This is a genomic window from Polynucleobacter corsicus, from assembly GCF_018688255.1.
GTDB lineage: Bacteria > Pseudomonadota > Gammaproteobacteria > Burkholderiales > Burkholderiaceae > Polynucleobacter > Polynucleobacter corsicus.
Genome location: NZ_CP061314.1, coordinates 515,343 through 532,497 on the forward strand (window position 1 = coordinate 515,343; position 17,155 = coordinate 532,497).

At 40.9% G+C, this 17,155-nt stretch carries 15 protein-coding genes; 8 read left to right on the plus strand and 7 right to left on the minus strand.

From position 1 onward, the window contains the following. Window positions 1-2 precede the first annotated feature (2 nt). Window positions 3-443: a DUF1810 domain-containing protein gene (locus C2747_RS02825; RefSeq protein WP_215332238.1), complete on the plus strand. Its 441-nt coding sequence runs from the start codon at window positions 3-5 to the stop codon at window positions 441-443. 3 nt (window positions 444-446) lie between these two features. Here C2747_RS02825 and C2747_RS02830 read toward each other — a convergent pair whose 3' ends face one another. The 4 genes from C2747_RS02830 to C2747_RS02845 form a co-directional block, all read right to left on the minus strand. After that, a complete protein-coding gene (locus C2747_RS02830; protein ID WP_215332240.1) occupies window positions 447-842 on the minus strand; it encodes a hypothetical protein in 396 nt (131 codons plus the stop codon). 12 nt (window positions 843-854) lie between these two features. Beyond that, the gene (locus C2747_RS02835) at window positions 855-1,043 is read right to left on the minus strand and encodes a sigma factor-like helix-turn-helix DNA-binding protein (RefSeq protein WP_215332242.1); all 189 of its coding nucleotides are present in this window, start codon (window positions 1,041-1,043) and stop codon (window positions 855-857) included. A 297-nt stretch (window positions 1,044-1,340) separates the two neighbouring features. After that, window positions 1,341-3,698 (minus strand): VIT domain-containing protein, encoded by a 2,358-nt coding sequence (locus C2747_RS02840; protein ID WP_215332244.1) that lies wholly within the window; start codon window positions 3,696-3,698, stop codon window positions 1,341-1,343. After that, window positions 3,695-4,102 carry a helix-turn-helix domain-containing protein gene (locus C2747_RS02845; RefSeq protein WP_215332246.1) on the minus strand — a complete coding sequence of 136 codons (408 nt, stop codon included), beginning with the start codon at window positions 4,100-4,102 and terminating at the stop codon, window positions 3,695-3,697. Before C2747_RS02845 ends, C2747_RS02840 begins: the two co-directional genes overlap by 4 nt. Before the next feature lie 373 nt (window positions 4,103-4,475). On the opposite strand from C2747_RS02845, the gene C2747_RS02850 reads away from it, so the two are divergent. From C2747_RS02850 to C2747_RS02875, 6 genes are all read left to right on the plus strand, one after another. Beyond that, window positions 4,476-8,426, plus strand: coding sequence for a DUF4011 domain-containing protein (locus tag C2747_RS02850; protein WP_215332248.1), 3,951 nt, complete (start codon window positions 4,476-4,478; stop codon window positions 8,424-8,426). A 1-nt stretch (window position 8,427) separates the two neighbouring features. Further along, window positions 8,428-9,870, plus strand: a complete 1,443-nt coding sequence (locus C2747_RS02855; protein WP_215332250.1) for a hypothetical protein — start codon at window positions 8,428-8,430, stop codon at window positions 9,868-9,870. A gap of 1 nt (window position 9,871) precedes the next feature. Continuing rightward, entirely contained in the window at window positions 9,872-10,687 is an 816-nt protein-coding gene (locus C2747_RS02860; RefSeq protein ID WP_215332252.1) for a hypothetical protein, read from the plus strand. A 1-nt stretch (window position 10,688) separates the two neighbouring features. After that, complete coding sequence (locus tag C2747_RS02865) at window positions 10,689-11,963, plus strand: BAR domain-containing protein (RefSeq protein WP_215332254.1); 1,275 nt, start codon at window positions 10,689-10,691, stop codon at window positions 11,961-11,963. A 3-nt stretch (window positions 11,964-11,966) separates the two neighbouring features. Further along, the gene (locus C2747_RS02870; RefSeq protein ID WP_215332256.1) at window positions 11,967-12,527 is read left to right on the plus strand and encodes a hypothetical protein; all 561 of its coding nucleotides are present in this window, start codon (window positions 11,967-11,969) and stop codon (window positions 12,525-12,527) included. 274 nt (window positions 12,528-12,801) lie between these two features. Then, on the plus strand, window positions 12,802-12,999 hold the full coding sequence (locus C2747_RS02875; protein WP_215332258.1) for a transposase: 198 nt from the start codon (window positions 12,802-12,804) through the stop codon (window positions 12,997-12,999). Here the strand turns inward: C2747_RS02875 and C2747_RS02880 are convergent. The 3 genes from C2747_RS02880 to C2747_RS02890 form a co-directional block, all read right to left on the minus strand. Next, a protein-coding gene (locus tag C2747_RS02880) for an IS3 family transposase (protein ID WP_215332260.1) occupies window positions 12,986-14,097 on the minus strand; the annotation gives its coding sequence in 2 pieces (ribosomal slippage) (window positions 12,986-13,851 and window positions 13,851-14,097; 1,113 coding nt in all). The two genes, C2747_RS02875 and C2747_RS02880, sit on opposite strands and share 14 nt — an antisense overlap. 108 nt (window positions 14,098-14,205) lie before the next feature. Continuing rightward, window positions 14,206-15,246, minus strand: a complete 1,041-nt coding sequence (locus tag C2747_RS02885; protein ID WP_215332262.1) for an HNH endonuclease — start codon at window positions 15,244-15,246, stop codon at window positions 14,206-14,208. Further along, complete coding sequence (locus C2747_RS02890) at window positions 15,243-15,632, minus strand: HIT family protein (protein ID WP_215332264.1); 390 nt, start codon at window positions 15,630-15,632, stop codon at window positions 15,243-15,245. The genes C2747_RS02885 and C2747_RS02890 overlap by 4 nt, the downstream gene beginning before the upstream one ends. A gap of 156 nt (window positions 15,633-15,788) precedes the next feature. Here C2747_RS02890 and C2747_RS02895 point away from each other — a divergent pair, with 156 nt between their 5' ends. Next, window positions 15,789-17,138 (plus strand): vWA domain-containing protein, encoded by a 1,350-nt coding sequence (locus C2747_RS02895; protein ID WP_215332266.1) that lies wholly within the window; start codon window positions 15,789-15,791, stop codon window positions 17,136-17,138. Window positions 17,139-17,155: the final 17 nt, after the last annotated feature.

The following is a 17,155-nucleotide window of genomic DNA, read 5'->3' on the forward strand; positions in this document are numbered from 1 at the left end:
TTATGGAAAATGACAAGAAAATTAGTGATACTGCACTTGCGAGGTTCACCACCGCACAAGAGAAATGTTTTGAGCAAGTTATTGCAGAACTAAGTCGAGGGAAAAAGACAACTCATTGGATATGGTATGTATTCCCTCAAATATTTGGCCTAGGATTTAGTGAGCATTCTAAGTATTACGGAATTAAAGATCTTGCTGAAGCTGATGCTTATTGGCGCCATCCTTTGCTCAGAGAGAGATATGAAGAGTGCTTGGAGCTAATTTTAAATACTCAAAAGAGCGCACAAGATATTCTCGGTCAAGTAGACGCTCAAAAAATACAGTCATCTATCACTTTGTTTCTTGAAGTTGATAAAACATCAGAACTTTTGCTGATGGCAATAGAAGAATTATATTTTGGCAAAAAAGATTCACAAACACTGTTAATACTCGCTGACTCCTAAAAGTTATTCTAGCCAGTACCCAGCCTTGGAGTAAATCCCTTCTTCACTGCTACGGGAGTCATAGAAGTTACCATGGGGTTGATATCCATCCCATGGACCAGGATTTTCTGCAAGTCGCTCAAACTCATTCAGCCTTAATGCTGACTTAGCTTCCTCAAGAGTATTAAATTCTAGTGAGTCGATCACTGCACAGCGATTTCGAAGTTGTCGTAAGGTATAGCCATTCAAAAACCGCCTTGCAATACCCTCATCATGAAAAAAGTAAACGATAAACTTTCGATCGGTCTTCTCAATCAGCGCCCAATTATGTTGGAGCATACCAAGTGCCTTTACCCACCAATCTTCTGAGGAGATGGGGAATAATGCTGGGCCGCTTTCATCAAATGGGAGTGCATTCATCTGGGTTCCTAGTTAACTGCTGAGTAAGTCACTTGGTTTAATTCCTTTTAATTGCATTTTTTTTCTAAGTTTCATAATTGCCTTTGCTTCTATTTGACGCACACGCTCTCTAGTTAAATCAAGCATCTCTGCGATCTCATTCAAGGTTAAATGGGCTTGCCCAGTATGAGTTTGTTTCATTTCAATTTTTCTCAGTTCCATTTATATGATTCCCTGTGGCAGCAAATTAAATTTAGCTCCTTACAAATATCATGACATACTTGAATTTCATGATATGAAATTAATGGGCGGTCTTTCCCAGCTGTCAGCTTGCTCTTACCCGAAAGGAGATCCCAAGGAAATGAGAAAAAAGAGTACACAAGCAGATATGGTTTTTTTCAATGAAAAGACAATGTCTTCCGGCATTAAGGCACTCATACCTGATCCTCTTAGCCGCTATAAATATCAAATAATCAACTAAATTAACAGCCAAGCACTACACAACCGACAGCAAAATCGTTACCCCCAAAATTGTGGCTTAAGCAAGCCAAATTCTCGATTAACTACATCTAAACCAGCGTTAAATAGCTTAGGCTCTAATTCGTTCACCAATAGTTCAATGGTCTCTTTGGTTTTCTCATTCCAGGTAATGGCATCAGATAATTTAAATAAGATCCAAGACATCACGATGGTCCAGGCCTGTTCGCTACTCATGGACTCCTGTAGCTTATCAAGGGCATATTTCAGCTCATCGCTTAATAGCTGACTTTCTACGGACTTCACAAAAGAAGAAATTTGATTTCTATTCTGTAGATCATGATTGGCAATAGATGCAATATCCTGCGGCGATAGATAGGCTACTTTGGCTGGAGCAACCTGATCATCGTCAGCCTGCTTTCTCAAAAATGCAGGTACTTCGTAATAATCTTCATCTTTGTTCAGGACTGTTTTTAAATCGTAAGAAGAGCCTAAAGAAGGGGCTGGAGTGTTTATGCTGCTTGATCTAAAAACTCGAGGCATGTCATATTGACTGTAATCAGCTACATCACCAGCGGGCGTAGGAGCATTGAATGAGCTTATCGAGAATTGTATATTGTCCTGCATGGGGGCAGAGCGACAGTAGAGTACCTCCACCTGAACACTCCCTGCGCCGCCCCAACCAGCAGCTTGCATTTGCGCAATCTTTTGAAGTTCAGGCATATCAGTTGCTTTATCTTCAGCATCTCTTGTGTGAACCAAAATGCAATTAGTTTGCTCTGTAATTAGCTGGTAATCGATTGCTAATTTCAGTTGCTCACTTTCAGATAAAGAGCTTAGTCTTTGCGCGGCACCCAATCGGGTGAGATTACTCTCCTTGCTGTGGGTGGCTGAGTTTGCTCCGACTCCAATACGCTCGGAGCCATCGCCTAGTTGGTAGCTCAGATGGGCTGGCTTTATAGGAGCATGCTTAAACCCCGCAAATACGTGATGAGTATTGCCACTAAAAATTGCAGTGTTGGTACCAATAGTCCATTCTGGAGTCTCACTTGTACCCCATTTAATTTCAATCTCTTTAGCTCTGGGTAAATGAATACGATTAAACATGCGCACGATGGCCGCTTCAATATCTTCTTTTGGAGATACCAGTTCACATGCACCACCTGTCATTTCAGCTAGTTCACGTAAAAGTGTTTCCGCTGGAGAGGTGCCAACACCAATTGCAAATATACGATGGCCAGATTTTTTTGCTTCTGCAATGATGCTATTGGTATCCCAAACTTCACCGTCAGTAATTAGCAAGACATCTGCCTTTTTCTCGGCACCTTTTAATTTGAAGGTCGACAGTAGGGCGTCTTCAATTTCGGTGCCACCCATATTTGCTTCAGTGTTGCTTACCAATAATGAGGCGGCCCCAATATTGAATTGATTGACTGGTTTAAGGCTAGAGAATTCATGTTTGACCTTGCTACCAAATAGGGAGTAGCTAAAACGGTCATCCTCACGCAGATTGCTTAAGACATGATGTAGAGCTCTTTTGGCCGATTCAATGCTATCGCCTGCCATAGAGCCTGAACAATCAACCAAAATCTTAATATCAGCACTGAGCTCTTTTTGATTGGATAGAGCGGGAGGGCAAAAGCTAGCTAATACTGTGCATCCTTCAGGGCCCATCTGCTTATCTGGAGTCACAATAAAGAACGACTCATTTTCGAGTTTGCTTAGATTAAGAATGAAATCACGATCCAAGAAACCAGAGCGCGCTAAACCTACCTCAAGACCTTTTTCACTCGTTGTCACTTGAACTTGGTGAGAAGGGCACTCAACAGTCGCTTTTTCCATACCGCCACTAAGGAGTAGGGAGAGTGAGAATGGATATTCAACTAAGAAATCTGTCTCAACTCCATGATGTTTTTTAATGCCACCTTGGCTGCTATCGCCATAACGTGGAGCAATAGTAGTCGGAAGGGTTAGCCTTACATGACCCTCTTCAAATCTCAGTAATTGAGAATAGGTATATTCAATAACAGCTTCTTCTTTGGGTTTGAGGCTGCCTAAATTGACCGTATAAAGTCCATCAGAATTTTTCTCCAGCATGATTGGCGCATCGCCTTTACTGATAGCCTTTTCATACTGCTCTTCAGCGTCTTTCTTCTCAGTTACGACACCGCTTAAGCGCTTACCACCCATCTCAACACTTAAATCCATGAAGGTAGCACCCCAACCCATAGGGAAGGTATAAACAGTCTCTAAGGTTTTCTTAGTGGTGTTTTTATATTGCTGGCGAATAGTCATCTCTAATAGAAGGCCTTGTATCTTGCCTTTCGCGCTAACGGATTGCAATGCCATTTGCTCGCCATCATCAGCACTTAAACCAACAACTTCATCCAATTCAATCATTGCGAATCCTTTTTCACTTGTTCATATGCCTGCAGTACGCCTTTTAAAAATTGGCGTAATTGCTCAGGGCTAAGTTCAGCTGTTTCTGGTGATACCTGCAGCTCAATACCATCCGCTACCCAAAGGTGGCTTCGCACTTCGACATGGCCTGGTCTCTTAGACCTTTCAGGCAGGGGAAGGGGCTCTCCAGATAGCACTTCACGAATTCGTTCAAGCGATATCCCGGATTCAGATAACTGCTTGATGCGAATGATCTTCTCAAGGTGGGAGCTCACATAATGAGCTGCCCGGGTTTGTCCTATAGGCTTATCTACCAGGCCTATTTGGATGTAATACCGTAAAGTCCTGGAACTAAGGCCTGATAGGGCGCAAAGCTCTTCAAAGGTGTATTTTTTATCTTCCATGAATATATATTAACACTATTACTGTAAATATAAACTGTAAAAATAAAATATTTATAAAAATCAGGTCCTGGACGAGTTAGGCTCAAATATTGAGCCTATATATGGATAGGATAGCCATATAAAACAAGCGCTTAAGAGGGTAAAGCATGTTGAGCAGCGTAAAAATTCAATTTAAGGGCATTTTTGGGGTAGCCCCAATGTTTGTAATAAGCCATTGGTACTGTAGCGACTGGTCGTTGTGAGGGCTCATTAAATGATCCATATGGAGGAGCAGTTGAGGGTTGCTTGGTATGAGGCTGCGAATTAAAAGGACCGATAATGAAAGCAATATATATTTGAACTTCACAATAATTACAAAATAAATAATTATCAGATGGATCTAAAGCAATTTCTGACAGAAGCAAGAAGTGGATTGGTAGATTTATCTTTTTCCAATCCATTACTTAGCTATAAACAAACAAAAAAAAGAGGCATAAACCTTAGGTGCTTAGAGCCGCTGGCATTGGTACAAAGTCTAGTTAGTGCGGAAGATTATGAAGTTTCTTTAACCTCAAATCCAAAGATTGAAATTGATTTAAATGCTTCGGAACTAGATTCCAGGGTGAAATATACAAAGCAAGAGGCCAAGCTATTTATAGAAGAAAAAGGTGTTAACGTACTTTTTTTCGCAGTTGGTTTTGTTACATGGGTTGAGGATGAGCGTTCGGAATTTAGCTATCAATCACCATTAATTCTGATTCCGGTGAGATTAAACCAAGATGGGGAAAGTCTTGTAAAAATATCAAAACTAGATGAGGACATTCAAGAAAATTTTGCATTAATTGAGAGATTCGCTAGTTTAGGTATTGATGTACCAAGATGGTCGGAGGAGAAAGGGATTGAGTCGTATTTTAATGAATTGGAGGGGCTGACAGGTTATCCAATTATTAATGGGGTAGATTTAAATAAAGCGACCATTGATATATTCAAGACGCAGAAGTATTTTATGTATGAAGATTTAAATCCTGACTTCTGGGAGGAAGAGCTTGCTGAATCAGGTAAGCTGCTACCAGAATTTCTAGGGAAGCTAATAAGCGGTTCGATGTTTGAATCCTCGAGCAGCACTATCGGTGAAAAGGAAATAGAAGGGTTAAAAGAGGAGTCTGAGCCTTTGCTGGTAAAGGATGCTGACTTAAGTCAGTTCAGAACAATATTAAATGCAAGAAATGGGCGTTCATTCGTAATTCAAGGTCCTCCGGGCACTGGTAAATCACAGACTATTACAAATCTAATTGCAGATTTAATTTACCAGGGTAAAAAAGTTTTATTTGTATCGGAAAAAAGTACCGCTCTGAATGTTGTTCGCGATAACTTAATTGAAGTTGGGCTAGGTGGATTAACTTTAGATTTGCATGACTCAGATACAAGAAAAACAGGGGTTTTAAAAGATCTCGCGCAGACGATTGACGCTGCCAATAACTATACTCCGGATGATTCATTTTCACCCAAAAGATATTACGAGCTAAAGGAGGAATTGCAGGAAATTAGAGCGGCCTTAAATTCCGATGTTGCGAATAGTGGGATAAGGGTTGAGCATTTAATATCCAGCCTAGAGAAAATATATAGTGAGTTCAAGGACCAAAAAGTATCCTTTTCCTTGTTGGATGAAAAATTCTCTAGGGTCGAAGCGATAGATTTGCCTTACACAGAATTTTCAAAAAATCTAGAAATCATTAAGAATTATGAGAGGCTATCTGACGAAATTTCAGAGGAAAGTCGATTTGTTTTTTCGCATGTAAGAGTGCCAAATGGGCAAGCGTTCGACGAAATTCGGATTTTAGATTTAATCAAAAATATTGCAGCGCATTTTGCTGACTATATAGGCCCAAATGCCCCTTCAGAAGAGGTTGAAAGTGCATTAATGACTTTAACCAAGAAGGCGAAAGATCAGCTTCATAGAGAGTCAATCGCCTCAGTTCTAAATGGCGCTATCTTAGCTGTCGATATAAGAGAAATTGACGGAATTGTTGCAGCCTTTAAAAGCATCCAATCAGATCAAAATGGATATCATAGTCAAATTAAGGGCTTGGGCTGGACCACCCCAATTAATGACATCAACAACAATCTTCGCTCTGCTCGCCCTCAAATTCAACATTTTTTCTCACCCTCGCGAAAAAGGGAATATCAAAATTTAAGGGCGCAATATTTTCACGAAAAAACTAATGACGATAGGGTTGAGGAGCTTATTAGGGCCATCAATTTTTCCCAAATTAGGATTTCAGAAATTATTGGACAAATAAAGAGCCAATATTTGCGGAAATTTTTTAATGATGAGGCTAAAAAATTTGATATTGCGGGCAATATAGATGGGTTGATTCAAATCAAGGTGGACTTAGTGTCGCTTGAGTCGTTAGGAATTTTTGAGGCGATGGCGAACTCCACTTCTGAGGAGATTGCAGATGTCTTGGACTTTCTTGGTGCCGAGCAATATTCAAGCCCACTGGAGTCGAAGGTGGTGTTGGGTTACCTTAAGGACTTAAGTGCAGCCCTGAATTCAAATGATTTATCCACCCTTCCTAAACATATTTTAGGCACGGTTTTAGCCTCTCTTCCAGTTGCACTCGAATCTAATATTGAATGGAATGAATTTGAAATTAGTCAGGGCTTAATTGAAGCTAAAAAATTACAGTGGGCAGTCGATCAAAACATATGTTTGCCAAGCCAGGCATATGCCTATAGGTATTTTAAAAATTTAAAAAGTTTGTTTGACGAAAATTCAAAATATTCAAAAGAATTAAGCGGTACCTTAATTGAAAGTAAGCGGGATGAATATAGGCAATTGGATTTGCTTCGAAAAATTTATTCCAAAAATTTAATTTTAAAGCGACAGCAAGATAACATCAAAGGTCTTCTGTCTCAGCCTTCTGCTAATTTTGTTGCCCTAAATAAAATTTTTAAAAAATCGAGAAATATCCCATCGATAAGAAGGGTGATACAAAATTGCTTTGAGGAAATCAGTGCAATTAAGCCGATTTTCATGATGAGCCCACTAAGTGTTGCCACATTCATACCAAGGCAAACAAATTATTTTGATTATTTAATATTTGATGAAGCTAGCCAAATAAAGCCTAGCGATGCTTTGGGTGCAATTCTTCGTTGCAAGTCAACAATAATTGTTGGGGACTCTATGCAGTTACCCCCTACAAGAATATTTGATGCTGACTCATCTACTGTAGATAGCGCTTCAGAGCTATATGATGATTTTGATTTCGACAACTCTGGTATTGGTCTTGTCGATATTCCAAGTATTTTGGATTTGGCTTCTTCCTTAAGAATTCCTGAGTTTAAGTTGAATTGGCACTATAGGAGTAAATTTGCCGATCTTATAGCTGTCAGCAATAAAGAGTTTTATGAAGACAGTCTAGTTACATTCCCAGATGCCAAGATCCCGCTTGATAATGAAGGGGTTCGGTTTACTTTTATCGAAAATGGAAATTACGAAAGATCAACTACGCGTAAGAATCCAAATGAAGCAATTGCTGTAGTTGATGCTATTTTTGAGCATATAAAAAATAATCCTGAGCGTTCATTGGGTGTGGCAACCTTTAGTGTTGCGCAAAAAGAGGCTATTGAAGAGCATCTTTTCCAAACCCAAGAACGTCGTGATTTGTTAGATCAGTTTAATAAGCGGCACCCTAAAGAAGATTTTTTTGTAAAGAATATTGAGCGTATACAGGGCGATGAGAGGGACTGTATATTCATTAGTATCGGGTATGGTCGATCCTCAAACTCAACTTCGGGATCAATAAACTTTGGGCCCCTTAGTCAGAATGGCGGAGATAAGAGGTTAAATGTGCTGATCAGCCGTGCAAAATATCTTTGCCGTGTATTTTCTAGCATTCATTATTACGACATACCAGCAACTACGAGTGCATATCCCGGGGTTGAGAGACTAAAGAAATTTTTAAAATTTGCAGAAACTGGCGAAATTGATTTGCCAAGCATTACGGGTGGAGACTACGACTCCGAATTTGAGCGCTCGGTAGCAAATGCCCTGCGCAATAAGGGTTATATTGTAGATGGTCAAGTTGGTAGTAGCGGCTTCAAGATCGACCTAGCAATTAGGCATCCTTCCAAAGAGGGCGAATATCTCTGTGGTGTTGAGTGTGATGGAGCAACATATCATAGTTCCTTGACGGCTAGAGAGCGCGATAGAATCAGGCAAGAAATCTTAGAGTCAAGAGGTTGGACCATTCTTAGAATTTGGAGTACAGATTGGTTTAGGGGCAGAGAAAGAGAGTTGAAAAAAATTGAACAAAAATTATTGGAAATGATTGGGAGTTGATATGTCTTTTAATTATGCTGAAGAAATCCTAGGTCTTAGGAACAAGGAGCGAGATGCTCTTGATGCTGGTAAGGCCGATGGAACTGGCGAGGCTCCATCAAGCGCAGATGAGCAATTTAATGCGTCTCAGCTTGACATTAAATTTGAGGTACAAAAAGTTGCAAGACATCTTATCTCCGATACCAAAACCACGACTCTTGGTTATGTTACTCAATTAAATTCTCAGGAGTCCGCCCTCAGGAATGGTGTTGCGCTTCCAGATCTAGAGAACATTAAGGCAAGCTCCGAACAGGAGCTAAGAGTGCTTACCTCGGAATGTGGCCCAACTTTTATTGATAAGTTGCTTGAGTTTTGGAGGGCTGAAAAGAGAATCGCTAACTTCAAAAGGGATAAGGGAATTCCGGATGGCCCAGAAAATGCCCCTGATAGCGTAAAAGCTCATTACATGACAATTGTTGCTTACGCAGTGATTGAAACTATTGTTAACGTTTTCATTTTTAATGCAGGCTTGAGTGGATTTGATGCATTTTTACTCTCTACATTTATATCGGTATTAAATATTCTTCCCGCAGTGGTTGTGGGAAACTATTATCGGAATATAAATGTTGGGAGTACTCTCTCAAAAAGGCTGGCTGTCACCGCCTTAGTGGTATGGCTACTCTTTCTGCTATGGCTTAATACATCATTAGCAATTCTGAGATCATTTTTAACGGCATCTAATTCTGCAGAGGCTAATCTTTTCAATAATCCGGAAATATTTCAAATATTTTTTAGGGATGCATTTTCAGTATTTTCACTTCAGGCCCCACCAATTAGGGATGTACTTAGCATTATGTTGTGGTTAGTTGGAATTCTTGCTGGAGTATTGGCTTGTTGGAAGGGTTATACGTCTGATGAAAAAATTCCTGAATTAGGAAAACTTAATCGGGACTATAAAATTCATAAAGAAGAGCTTCATTCTCTTGAGGTCAAAATGAGGGATGCGCTATCTGCAATTATTTCTAATAAAACGAGTATTTTCCAAAGAGTTAGGAATGAATTTGAAACAAATCGACGCGACTATAAATCGGGAATTCAACTTCTTGGCCAGAAGATTTCGGAATTTGATCGTCAGCTAAAAGAGATTGAGGGGCAATATAAGCATTTAATTAACTTATATCGTGAGGGCAATAAATCTACTAGAAAAAGCTATCCCCCCGAATATTTTGGCGAAAATGAACCGGACCTAGGGGTTGATAATCTGCCAGATTTTTCGGATTTTTCGGAGACTCGTATAAACGAGAAAATAGCCATTATTGAAGAGCTATTTCAAGCCAAAGTTAACGATTTAAATGCTTTGCAAACCCAATTTAATGAATTTATTGATGAGTTGCACTTGAAATTTGAGGCAAAGATGACCGCCCTTGATGATGAGGCCCGTCGTCGAATTCAGAAAGATTGGTGAAATGAGTTACTCAAAGAAAAAAAATGCTGCTGAAAGCAAGTCTTTTAAATTTTTAGTTATTGTCTTAGCCGTAGCGGCGTTGATAGGTATTGCTGTGGTGGTTTTAACCCCTCCAGATTTGGATGCTAATTTTTGCCCTATCGATAAATCAAAAATTCAGCCTCACAAGGTTTCGATGCTGATAGATATCACTGACAAGTTATCAAATCAGAATAAGAAAATTGTTAATGAACTTTTGCAGGATTGGGTAAGCAGTGGAGTTTCCTCGCAAAAACTTTCAATTTACTCACTCAATACATCCAACATTAATGAATTTGAGGATATTGATACCTTATGCTCCCCTCCAAACGCCAGATTATTGGCCTTTAGCTATGGGAGGCAAAAGGCGGATCAAAGAATTGGAGAGTTTAAAAAAAGACTTTTAGATAAAATTGAGCAGAGCTCTGCAACCAAAAATAGCCTAAATACCTCCAGAATTTTGGAGTCGGTTCGACAGATTACCAATGGCCCTGGCTGGTTCTCTGGCTCATCACGCCTCATTTTGATTACGGATTTAATTGAAAAGTCTGACTTTGCAGATTTTTATAATGCCGTTCCGCCTAAATTCTCGGATTGGGTTCTGAAGTCTGCCAATCAAAGTTTAGTTAATTCCATACAGATGGGAAAAGGGGATAGGGTTCAGGTATGTCAATTGCTAACTGAGAAGCCTGGCTTTGCATCACGGGAAAGAGCTGCAGAATTTTGGGTTGAGTTATTTAGGTTCAAGGGCGTTAGCGAAGTGGTTTTTACTTGCAATCAAATAGTTCGAGATAAGTGATATGAAGAAATTTGACTTAAACAGCATGCAGTTCAATATGAATAACGCATTTGCAGGGTTTGCTGCCCTTGGCCTTGTGATCTCTGTGCTCATAAAATTCATATTTTCTGAATCGGACAACTCTTTTTACCCGACTCTGATTGCATTTGTAGTTCTATTAATGGTTTTCCATCGACTTAGTTATATTGCGATAACTGAGAATAAGTTTAAAGAGATCGGGGATGGGAAAAGGCTGACGGATGGGTCGATCGTGGATGGTGTCTACTATCTTGGATTTACCTATACGTTATTAATTTTAGTCACTTCTTTCGTGTCTATGGGCCAGGATCCAGGGACAATGCGCCTAAAGTACGATAGTAATCTGATGGTCTTGATGGATATCTTAAATAGATTCTGCGTCGGTCTTTTTACTACTGGTTATGGCTTAGTTGCTCGTATCCAGTTGTCAAATTTAGTTGAAATTGAAGAACTTGACCCTGAGGGCTTAAAAGAAAAGCTAAATACTAAGACAGCTGCTCTCATTGCAATAATTGAGCTGGGCACCACTTCTTTGCAAAATTTAGTGATTTCATCTAACGAATCTATTAGCAATTCTGTTGTTGAGGCAACCAACTCAATTTCAGGCCAATCTGATTTAATTTCAAGTAATCTCAGTGAGATTTCAGGAAATCTAACTAAGGTTTTAGCTAAGCTTAAAAAGCAAGTTGAAAATTTAGACTTAACAGATGCTACTACTGCTATAGAGATGCATTTATCTAGCACTTCAGGAGAGGTTCTTCAATTAAATCAGGCGATAAATGAAGTCTCTCAGAAATTCTCCGGGGCTGGATCAATTGTAGGTGAGTCATCATCTAAGTTAATTCATGTTTTAGATCAGATTAATGCTCAGCAGTCAGCTTTGTTAGGGGGGATTAATTCCCTTGCCGCTTCATTTGAAAGCATTGTTAAGGTGGTGCCTGAGTCTGAGCAGGTTATTAAGAGCTCCACTGTTAGCTTGAATGGGTTCGATACAAATTTACAAGCTTCCCTTGTTAATTTGGCCCAACTTACTCAGGCCCTTGTGAATTCTCAAAATAGCCTCAATTCTCTTGTTTCAGGCGCCAATCAAGCAAGCTCTCAATTACAGCAATCTAGCGGCGTTCTTGGCACCACTATGGCTAATAGCGCTAATTCAATTCAAGAAAGCGTCAAGCTGTTTTCGGAGAGATTGGATTCTTTGGATAATTCAATTCTTACGCTTGAAAGAAAAATTAAACCTAGAGGATGGCTGGGTTAATACGTGAGTAAGAATTTTGCAAAAAGAGATAAAGTGGTATTTATCTCTCTAATTGACATCCTATTGCAATTAACATTTGTATTGTTGATAGTTGTATTGTTTGTTTATCGCGAGAATGAAACGACGCTTGTTAAGTTGAACCAGTTGCGCGACTCTACAAGGGATATTGGAACTTGTAAGACTGAGAAGGATCAATGTGAGGCTGAACTACTTGATCTTAAAAAACAGTATTTACAGGCCTGTATTCCTGCCTCGAGAACTTCAGCGGCTCCTTCTGTAAGGTTTATGGCTCAGTCTACATCGGCTGTAATTTTTCAGGAATTTACACCAAGCTACTATAGATATCTCTCGGAAAAGGGGGACAAAGTTCGCGAAGCAAAAGCAAGGGCTATTAAATCAGGAGCTCAGGTCAGTCTGGACGACATGGAAAATACATTTGCTTTTATAAGGGAAGGCGATTGTTATCATGAATTTACTGTGACACCAATTGCCTCCATTAATTCCGTCGAGAGCGACCGAGTGAGAAGTAGAATCAGCCCCACATTTAAAAAACTTCAGAATTAAGCACTGCGCTCTATCGATAAATTGAGTTTTTTTAGATTATCTTTTAAGCTGTGCGGTTTTGTGTGAATGCCCTAAAAAGGTGCATGATTTGCCTTTTGTGTAAACGCGGCTAGGGCGGCGGTATTAAAAGTCAAAACCCCTAGACTTTTAATACCCCCCCTCTATTTATGCGGCACTAAGTTTATGACTTATCCGTTATTGAACTGACCTGATTTTTAGTACCACTCCAGAAGAGAGGATTTTTGATAATCTTCACCCTAAAGGAGTGCTAAATATGGCAAAAGGCCAACGTCTTAAACCCGAGCAAATCGTCACCTTATTCCGTCAAATCGATGTCCTGACAACGAACGGCAAAACCCTAGCCCAGGCCTGTAAAGAAGTGGGAACGGTAGAGCAAAGCTACTATCGTTGGCGCAAGATTTATGGCGGCATGAAGGTCGATGGTAATCCCCCCATTTTTAACTTAAGCTAAAAGTAGAGGCTGGTACTGCAAGTGCTAGTTTTTGCTTCGGCGTTATTCCACCTAAGCCCATGTTCGGTCTTTCATGATTGTATGTCCACATCCAATCGGTAGCAAAGTCTTGAACTTCATCAATCGATTCAAAGAGGTATTGATTAAGCCAATCGTAACGTACGGTGCGGTTGTATCTTTCAATGTACGCATTTTGTTGTGGCTTACCTGGTTGGATATAAGTCATCTCTATTTGATGACTCGTAGCCCACTGCATGAGCACGCTACCCACTAGTTCCGGCCCATTATCGCAACGTATTTTTAAAGGCTTGCCACGCCACTCAATCACTTGATCGAGTGAGCGAACCACTCTGGCTGCTGACATGGAAAAATCAATATCGATTGCTAAGGCTTCCCGATTAAAGTCATCAATCACATTAAACAAGCGGATAGATCTACCATCGTGCAACTGGTCATGCATAAAATCAATGGACCAGGTGTCATTGATACCTTCAGGTACTGCCAATGGCACAGGCTTCTCGCGTACCAAGCGTTTATGGGGCTTAATCCGGAGGTTCAGTTCTAACTCCCGGTAGATGCGATAGACCCGCTTATGGTTCCAAGTAAAGCCCTTCACATTACGTAAGTACAAGAAGCAAAGCCCAAAACCCCAGTTACGTTGGTTCTGAGTAAGACGCACCAGCCAATCAGCAATGAGGGCATTGTCGGTCGATAGCTTCGGGTGATAGCGATAGCAAGTCTGGCTAATGACAAAGGTATCGCACGCTAAACGGATGCTCATTCGGCCACTGTGAACCTGTTGGCTGGCCATCTCGCGCCTACGAGATGGCCGAGTTACTTTTTTTGTAAGACTTCTTTGAGCACATCGGCTTGGAGCTGAACCTCCGCGTACATCTTCTTTAAGCGGGCGTTCTCAGCTTCAAGCTCTTTAACGCGAGACATCATGGAAGCATCCATGCCGCCATACTTGGCTCGCCACTTATAGAAGCTAGCAATGCTAATGCCGTGTTCACGGCATAGCTCTGGGGCTGGCATGCCAGCCTCGGCTTGTTTGAGGATGGCCATGATTTGGCTATCGGTAAAGCGGGAGGTTTTCATAGAATTTCCTTTAAATCAAACAACTTAGAAATTCTACTTTTAAGTCAGGTTAAGGGGTGGGGGTATTACCAAGGGGTGGGGGTATTACCGAGTAATTGCGAGATAAATTTATCTAAATAAGTTTGAAATATTTAATTTCTCGTAATGGCCTGAATTTATCCAAAAATTTACATTGTTATTGATAGCTAACTCATAACCCCATTTCGCAATTGCAAGACTAATTTCTAAATTAGAAGAAACCGCAGCTCGTTCCCCAATTTTTGAAATTGCCTCGGAATTATTGGTGGTGAATTTAACCCACCTATCAAAATGAATCTTTGCCCCTAAGGTGTCTGATTTACTTCTATTGCATTTAGAGCAAGCTAGGACAAAGTTATGCATTAAGTCTCTGGGATAGAGTGAGAAGGGGATAAAGTGATCAACCTCAAGCTCTGAGGATGATTTATTGCAATAAAAGCATTTGTTTCCATAAAGCTCTTTGAGACCCTTGCATACTAGAGCTAGAGTTTTTCTTGAGGTTTCAAATAAGAAACTGTTGAGATCGTCTTTCTCCCCGAGAATTGGGATATTTTTCGTATTTTTCTTAATGAAGTCAGTCCATCTGCTTCTTGCCAATTGTTGAATCAATGGCTGAAATCTTCTTAAGCAATAGGCAACCCCTTTTTTAAGGATTATTGAGCTAGGATTGCGCTCATATAAAAATGGAAGATTTCCTCCGCCAACATTCTGTAAGTAGTTAATTGGTTGCTTTGCCACTGTTGCGGCAACCGCAGTCACTAGCTTCTTATAGTTCTTTGAGCCCCTAGCGGCCTGTGAAGAGTTGCAGTTGTTTTGCTGCCTGAATTCATTAATAGCCTTAATAATTGCTGCCTGAGTACCATTGTTTTGAAAAAGAATGGTACTTTCATTTGATCCTGAATCTTTGTAGGGGGCGGCTTGCTGCCAATAGAGCTCAATAAATCTCTCCGCGATTTGTCTATTGCTTAATTTAAGCAAAGAGTCATCATCTTTGCCCAGCTCAATTGCTAGGTCTGCTAAGGAAATGAGTAGAGCGTATTTATAGGTTGAGCTAAAGTCACTCTCATTAAAGAGTCTTTGGATTTTTGTGAGGAAGTCCAGTTGCTCCTCAGCTGATGGTGCGCAGCTCATTCCCAATACTTCGCTTTCTCAGGAATAATCCATCTTACGCCGCCTCTAGCATCTGCTTGATCACCTTTGTACCTAGGAATTAGATGCATGTGTAAATGCGGAACTGTTTGACCAGCTGCAGGCCCATCGTTAATTCCAATGTTGTAACCATCGGGGCTAAATTCTTGTTCTAGTACTTTTTGAGCTTTTGTGACTAGTTCCATTAAGCCTTGCTGCTCTTCTCGGCTGATTTCAAACCAGGAGCCAATATGTCTTTTGGGAATCACTAATGTATGCCCAGGTGTCACTGGAAAGCCATCGCGAATCGTCACCCCAAATGCATTGGAATCAATAATTCGCTGAGCAGGCAGAGTGCAGAAAGGGCAAGGTTTTTCTGTTTTTGACATTGGTGTATATGTAATAGCTTTGTACTTTTACTACTTTTAATAGTATTACATTTTCCAAGCTCACTCCGTGAGCTTCTGCCCCCGTAACCTGAGCCTGTAATTCATAACCGCCTGCGTTTGCTCCTGCTGCAAATTTAGGCAAGCACAGGAGAAATCATGATTAATGGCAGAGAATTAGAAGTGGTCCTAGGAACTCGCAAACAGGTAATGGCAAGTAATTCTGGCGAGAGTTTAGATGTGTTACTGCGTCTACGAGCACCTATGCAAGAAATTCATATGCAGGCCAATAGAACTCCGCTTGCGGTATCGCTAGTGATTGATCGCTCAGGCTCTATGGGGGAGGGAAGGCTTACTGAAGCTAAACGCTGTGCCCTGGACTTATTGTCTCGCCTAAAGGATGAAGATTGGGTCTCTGTTGTGATCTACGATGATCAAGTTGAAGTCCTGCTGGAAACCATGTCTGCTCGTATGGCTAAAACCTTGTTGCCTATTCGTTTGGAAGGCATTCAGCCTCGTAGTATGACTAACTTACATGGTGGCTGGCTTAAGGGTGCTGAAACATTAGCGCCCCGAGCAGGTCACGGTATGGTCAGTCGCGTAATCTTGTTATCTGACGGCCATGCCAACCGAGGCTTACAAGAGCGTGAATCAATCTATGAGCAGGTGAGAGAGCTAGCAAGTGCTGGAGTCACCACCTCTACAGTAGGTATAGGTCTTGATTTTAATGAAGAGCTGATGACTGGAATTGCAACGGCCGGTCAAGGTAATAGTTGGTATGGCCAGCGTGCCGAGGATCTTGCAGAATCTTTTGATGCGGAGCTCGGATTCCTAACCAGTCTAGTTTGGCATGATTTGCGTATTAAGTTAACAACACCGCTATTGCCAAGTATGGGTCAGATCAAAGTGCGAAATGACTATGTAAAAAATACTGGAGGTCAATATTGCTTGCCAGCCATTGCGCAAGGGTCAGAAGTTTGGATGGCAATCTCACTGTCAATGTCTGAAGTTATTCACCTACAAGATAATGGCTCAGTTCTGCATTGCACGATATTGGCGAAAGATAAAGATGGTATTGAGCATGAGTTCGCGGTGAGTCTTCCGCAGCTTAAAGTGGCATCTCTAGCCGACTATCGGTTGGCTCAAGAAGATGAATTGGTGGCTCGCCGCTTTAATGAGGTGGAGTCAGCCGATATCCAGCGAGAGGCCCGCGTACATGTGCGCGATCGCAACTGGTCAACTGTGGAGCGGCTGATGGGTAAGCTAGAGGAGCGTTCCAGAGAGAACCCTTGGTTGGTAGAAACAGTCAGTTACCTGCGTAAGCTCTTGGAAAGGCGTGATCATGATGCAATGGAAAAGGAATTGATGTATTCCTCTGATAAGCTTAAGAATCGTGTGGCTGATTTAAATGATTCCATGTCGTTCTGCATGATGGAAGAAGCAGTTAAGCCAGCATTCATGCGCAAGAAGGTTTCTCAAGGTCGTAATTCAGATTCGCAAGAGACTTAATATAAATAAGGGTAGGG

Excerpts from the sequence above, each read along its gene's own strand:
- C2747_RS02830 (WP_215332240.1), bottom strand. The coding sequence starts at position 842 with ATGAATGCACTCCCATTTGATGAAAGCGGCCCAGCATTATTCCCCATC.
- C2747_RS02835 (WP_215332242.1), bottom strand. The coding sequence starts at position 1,043 with ATGGAACTGAGAAAAATTGAAATGAAACAAACTCATACTGGGCAAGCC.
- C2747_RS02875 (WP_215332258.1), top strand. The coding sequence starts at position 12,802 with ATGGCAAAAGGCCAACGTCTTAAACCCGAGCAAATCGTCACCTTATTC.
- C2747_RS02895 (WP_215332266.1), top strand. The coding sequence starts at position 15,789 with ATGATTAATGGCAGAGAATTAGAAGTGGTCCTAGGAACTCGCAAACAG.
- C2747_RS02840 (WP_215332244.1), bottom strand. The coding sequence starts at position 3,698 with ATGATTGAATTGGATGAAGTTGTTGGTTTAAGTGCTGATGATGGCGAG.
- C2747_RS02860 (WP_215332252.1), top strand. The coding sequence starts at position 9,872 with ATGAGTTACTCAAAGAAAAAAAATGCTGCTGAAAGCAAGTCTTTTAAA.
- C2747_RS02855 (WP_215332250.1), top strand. The coding sequence starts at position 8,428 with ATGTCTTTTAATTATGCTGAAGAAATCCTAGGTCTTAGGAACAAGGAG.
- C2747_RS02890 (WP_215332264.1), bottom strand. The coding sequence starts at position 15,632 with ATGTCAAAAACAGAAAAACCTTGCCCTTTCTGCACTCTGCCTGCTCAG.
- C2747_RS02845 (WP_215332246.1), bottom strand. The coding sequence starts at position 4,102 with ATGGAAGATAAAAAATACACCTTTGAAGAGCTTTGCGCCCTATCAGGC.
- C2747_RS02885 (WP_215332262.1), bottom strand. The coding sequence starts at position 15,246 with ATGAGCTGCGCACCATCAGCTGAGGAGCAACTGGACTTCCTCACAAAA.
- C2747_RS02865 (WP_215332254.1), top strand. The coding sequence starts at position 10,689 with ATGAAGAAATTTGACTTAAACAGCATGCAGTTCAATATGAATAACGCA.
- C2747_RS02850 (WP_215332248.1), top strand. The coding sequence starts at position 4,476 with ATGGATCTAAAGCAATTTCTGACAGAAGCAAGAAGTGGATTGGTAGAT.
- C2747_RS02825 (WP_215332238.1), top strand. The coding sequence starts at position 3 with ATGGAAAATGACAAGAAAATTAGTGATACTGCACTTGCGAGGTTCACC.